This is a genomic window from Mesorhizobium sp. M2A.F.Ca.ET.067.02.1.1 (genome assembly GCF_004023285.1).
Classification (GTDB): Bacteria; Pseudomonadota; Alphaproteobacteria; order Rhizobiales; family Rhizobiaceae; genus Mesorhizobium.
Map to the genome: position 1 here is coordinate 1 of NZ_RZSB01000589.1, position 3,836 is coordinate 3,836.

1 protein-coding gene and 2 pseudogenes are annotated in these 3,836 nt (G+C 63.1%); 2 read left to right on the forward strand and 1 reads right to left on the reverse strand.

Translation table 11 applies throughout. The annotated features are described in order from the left end of the window. A pseudogene (locus EOA28_RS28100) lies at nt 1–401 on the reverse strand (hypothetical protein); the annotation flags it as partial. A gap of 417 nt (nt 402–818) precedes the next feature. On the opposite strand from EOA28_RS28100, the gene parC reads away from it, so the two are divergent. Both parC and EOA28_RS28110 read left to right on the forward strand, forming a co-directional pair. After that, entirely contained in the window at nt 819–3,074 is a 2,256-nt protein-coding gene (gene parC, locus EOA28_RS28105; protein WP_127252977.1) for a DNA topoisomerase IV subunit A, read from the forward strand. A 296-nt stretch (nt 3,075–3,370) separates the two neighbouring features. Beyond that, nucleotides 3,371–3,836: pseudogene (locus EOA28_RS28110) on the forward strand (AI-2E family transporter); the annotation flags it as partial.

Below are 3,836 nucleotides of genomic sequence, written 5' to 3' on the forward strand. Positions count from 1 at the left end.
GAGCCGAGCGGATCGGTGCTGCCTTCGGCCGGGATCTTCATGTCGTGGATGATCACCGGGCTGAGGTCGAGCGTCACGCCGTCCTTGCTGTGTTCGAAGGGCGAGGTCGAGACAGTGGCGATCGCATAGCCGCCATTGGCCTCGGTGACCCCTTCCAGCTTTACGTCGCCGATCGGCAGCGCTTCCTTCTCGGCCGCCGGCTTGATGGAAACACCCTGCAGCACGGCGTTCGAATCGTCGCCCGAGACACCGGTCCAGGAAATCTCGACGCCCTGGGCGGCAAGGGCTGCCTTGATACGCTCGGCCACCGCCGGATCGGCGGCGAAGGCCGCATTGAGAGGCAGCGTCAGCAGAAAGGTCGAAAAAGCCAGTTTCTTGAGCGTCGAGCGTTGGATTGTCATGGCGAGTTCCCTGTCCTGATTTGGCTATGATGAAAATTGTTCTGACACCTGCTCCATCACCATTCCGTGACGAACGGGACGGGAAGAAGGCATTTTCCGGCAGATGTGTCGAAAATGGCGACGAAAAGCAAACGCCGGCCGGCAGTCATTGCGCGATGCGGTGAATTTGTCATGAAGATCGCGGCTTTCCTCCGCCAGCGCGTTGCATGCCAGATAGAGGCCGCGTGTAACGAGTTGATGTTGGCCGGCCTCATGGTGCCGTCGCGGCCTGTTGCAGATCGGTGGCAAATTGCAGCCGCCTCCCGGGCGCTTCCGTGAAGCCCTTCACATCGCCGGTTGTGTGTTCGTAGCCGCGACCAAAGCGCCGATGTTCACGCGACGCTTGCCGCGAATCACCCGCTCGGCTAGTCCAAAACCATGGGAAAGAGGCTTTTGCCGCCCGATGACAATGGCGGCGGCGACAAAATCGAACCGGTCGATCTGAAGGAAGCGCTTGAGCGGCGCTATCTCGCTTACGCGCTGTCGACCATCATGCACCGGGCACTGCCGGATGTGCGCGACGGACTGAAACCGGTCCATCGCCGTATCATGCATGCCATGCGGCTGCTCAGGCTCAACCCCGATCAGGGTTTCGCCAAATGCGCCCGCATCGTCGGCGACGTGATGGGCAAGTTCCATCCGCATGGCGACCAATCGATCTACGACGCGCTGGTGCGCCTGGCGCAGGATTTCTCGATGCGCTACCCGCTGGTCGACGGGCAGGGCAATTTCGGCAACATCGACGGCGATAACGCCGCCGCCATGCGCTACACCGAAGCGCGCATGACGGAGGTGGCGAGCGAGCTGCTTGCCGGCATCAATGAAGACGCCGTCGATTTCCGCCCGACCTACAATGAAGAGGACGAGGAGCCGTCCGTTCTGCCGGGCGCCTTCCCGAACCTGCTCGCCAACGGCTCCTCGGGCATTGCCGTCGGCATGGCGACCTCGATCCCGCCGCACAACGCCGCCGAACTCTGCGACGCCGCTCTCCATCTGATCGAACATCCGGAAGCGCCGGTGGCGAAGCTGATGGATTTCGTCCAGGGGCCGGATTTCCCAACCGGCGGCATCATCGTCGACAGCCGCGCCTCGATCCTCGAAGCCTATGAGACGGGCCGCGGCGGTTTTCGCGTGCGCTCGAAATGGGGGCAGGAGGATCAGGGCAGGGGCACCTGGAGCATCGTCGTCACCGAAATCCCTTACGGCGTGCAGAAGGCCAGGCTGATTGAGAAGATCGCCGAGCTCTTGATGGCGCGCAAGCTGCCGCTGCTCGAAGACATCCGCGACGAGAGCGCCGAGGACATCCGCATCGTGCTGGTGCCGAAGAGCCGCACCGTGGATCCCGGCCTGCTGATGGAATCGCTGTTCAAGCTCACCGAGCTCGAAAGCCGCTTCCCGCTCAACATGAACGTACTGTCGCGCGGCAAGGTGCCGAACGTGCTCTCGCTGAAAGGCGTGCTGAAGGAGTGGCTGGACCACCGTCGCGACGTTCTGGTCCGCCGCTCGAAATACCGGCTGGGCGAGATCGAGAAGCGGCTGGAAATCCTTGCCGGTTACCTGATCGCCTATCTGAACATCGACGAGGTGATCAGGATCATCCGCGAGGAGGATGAGCCCAAGCAGGTGATGATGGCCCGCTGGTCGCTCACCGACAACCAGGCCGAAGCCATCCTCAACATGCGCCTGCGCGCCTTGCGCAAGCTGGAAGAGATCGAGATCCGCAAGGAGTTCGACGGGCTCACCGCGGAGAAGAAGCAGATCGAGGCGCTGCTCGCGTCCGACGCCAAGCAATGGGCGACGATCAAGTGGGAAGTCACGCAGCTTCGCGACAAGTTCGGCCCCGAGACCGAGCTCGGCAAGCGCCGCACCCAGTTCGCCGACGCGCCGGAGCACGATCTCACCGACATCGCGCATGCCATGATTGAACGCGAGCCGGTCACGGTCGTCGTCTCGGAAAAGGGCTGGCTGCGCGCCATGAAGGGCCACCTGACAGATTACTCGCAGCTCGCCTTCAAGGAAGGCGATAGCCTGAAGCTGGCCTTCCATGCCCAGACCACGGACAAGATCCTGGTCTTCACCACTGGCGGCAAGTTCTACACCATCGGCGCCGACCGGCTGCCGGGCGGGCGCGGCCATGGCGAGCCGATCCGCATCATCGTGGACATGGAGAACGACCAGGACATCGTCACCGCTTTTGTCCATGATCCGAAGCGCAAGCTGCTGCTGGTATCCTATGACGCCAACGGCTTCATCGTTTCGGAGGAAGAGGTCGTCGCCAACACCCGCAAGGGCAAGCAGGTCATGAACGTCAAGGCGCCGGATGAGGCCAAGCGCTGCATTCCGGTGGCGGGCGACCACCTCGCCATTGTCGGCGAGAACCGCAAGATGCTGGTCTTCCCGCTCACCGAAATCCCGGAAATGGCCCGCGGCAAGGGCGTGCGCCTGCAGAAGTACAAGGACGGCGGCGTGCTGGACCTGAAGACCTTCACGCTGGAGACCGGGCTCTCCTGGCAGGATTCGGCCGACCGCACCTTCACCAAGTCGCGCGAGGAACTCGCCGAGTGGATCGGCGCCCGCGCCGCCGCCGGCCGTATGGTGCCGAAGGGCTTCCCGAGGACGGGGAAATTCGGCTAGCGCGACCTTTCCTTCTCCCCCTTGTGGGAGAAGGTGGACGAGCGAAGCTCGGCCGGATGAGGGGTGTTGGAAGGATCGCGACCTTTCCGACGTAAGCGGTGAAATTCCTTGGATGTTTTGGCGTCTTACTCCGCTGGAACACCCCTCATCCGTCTCGGCGCTATCGCGCCGATCCACCTTCTCTCACAAGGGGAGAAGGGAAGGTCGCCCCAATCATTTGGACTATCGTCACGATTGCTGCACTATGATGGTGCATAGACATCCATCGAAACCATCGGGTAGGGAGAAACGCCGGATTGAAGCGGGCTGAGATCCAGAAGCCGGGGCAGCGACTGTTCGGCCTGTCGACGCCGCTCAGGGCGGCCGTCATCCCGCCGCTGTCGGCGGCACGTTGGCTTCTGGTGCTGATCGCCGCCGCCGGCGTCTATTTCTTCCACGGCTTCCTGTTCCCGGTTCTGGCCGCGCTCGTCATCGCCTTCGCCAGCTGGCCGCTCTACCGCCGGCTGCTCGTCGCCGTCGGCGGCAACCGCACCATAGGCGCGACGCTTGCGATCCTCTTCATCCTAACCTTCCTGGTGGTGCCGATCGCGCTGGCCGGCACCTACGCCATCAACGAGCTGCGCGAGTGGGTCACCTGGGCGATCGAGACCAACCGGCATGGCGCGGTGACGCCGGGCTGGATTGCCACCATGCCGGTCATCGGCGAGTGGCTGAACGGGCAGTGGACATCCTATCTTGGCCATCCCGGTGGCATCGGTGAAG

Bases quoted from the DNA above. Each gene is read 5' to 3' on its own strand.
- parC (WP_127252977.1), top strand. From the start codon at position 819: ATGGGAAAGAGGCTTTTGCCGCCCGATGACAATGGCGGCGGCGACAAA.